This is a genomic window from Alphaproteobacteria bacterium, from assembly GCA_030739735.1.
Lineage (GTDB): Bacteria > Pseudomonadota > Alphaproteobacteria > UBA7887 > UBA7887 > UBA7887.
Window position 1 is genome coordinate 1 of the sequence record JASLYQ010000041.1, and the last position, 1,044, is coordinate 1,044.

Consider the following 1,044-nt stretch of genomic DNA (forward strand, 5'->3'; position numbering starts at 1 on the left):
AATGGTGTCGTGGACGCGGCCTTGAAACGGTGTCGCAGCCGGTGCAAGGGGTAGGGAGAAGGTTTTGAGTCTGCGATCGAAATAGGCGCGGAGATGACCGAGTGGCGAGGCGGGCGGGGGCAAAATCGACCACCCCTCCCGCCCGATCGATCGTTTGGTTTTGTACCAAGACACACTCGACAGGACCGCGGCGCTCTCCGTCAAATGCAGCCGGCCCACGGGCGTCGCGATGATGGCACTGCCCATCTAGTGTCCAACCGCTTGCACGGATCCCCGGCGGGACGCCATGGCGGTGACAAGATCATTAGCCGTGGTGATGGGTAGCGAGCAGGTCTGTCCACGGCAGATATAAGCTGTTGGGCGGCCGTTCACTTGGCCTTTTCCGACCGCTGGATGATCGGTTGGTAAATCGGCCGTGCTATTGACCACGGACAGTGTCAGCGTAGCCGAGGGTTGATTCTTCAAAACAGTAAGAAAATCCTGAATTTCTGCGCATTTTCTGTTACCAACAAGGATCACCTGGGTGGCGGTCTGAAGCCATTCCGCAGCGTTTATATAGCTCGGAACGGCCAACACATTGCTGTCCAATTGGCCGGCAAACGCCTCGACCAGTTGGTCGGCTCGCTGGCGATAGGTGGTTTCACCCGTGAGCAGGTGCAGACGTGCTAGCACCTCGAGCGCAGTGGCATTCCCGGCCGGCAGAGCACCGTCCAAAATTGGTTTCGTGCGTGCGATCTGGGCCTGGGCATCATCGGCTGTGGTGTAGTAGCCGTGGGCATCGGCATCCCAGTAATGGGCGTCGAGAACGGCCAGCCAGGCGCGCGCGTGATCGAGGGTGTCGGTGCCGGCGCCGGCTTCGTGAAGCGCGATGGCAGCGCGCGCCATGTTGGCGTAGTCGTCGAGCATGGCGGCATGGCGGGCGCTGCCGAGTCGGTAGCTGTGCACCAGACGGTCATGGATGGTCATTGCCTGGCGTACGAAATCGTATGCCGTGCGTGCTGCTGAAATCCACTCCGGCTCGTCGAAAACAAAGCCCGCCTTGGC

The 1,044-nt window shown here is 60.6% G+C and carries 1 protein-coding gene; it reads right to left on the reverse strand.

Annotation, left to right across the window (positions count from 1 at the left end; all coding sequences use genetic code 11):
* Positions 1 to 246: 246 nt before the first annotated feature.
* A partial coding sequence (locus tag QF629_12930) for a thioredoxin domain-containing protein (GenBank protein ID MDP6014425.1) occupies positions 247 to 1,044 on the reverse strand: 798 nt, incomplete at its 5' end.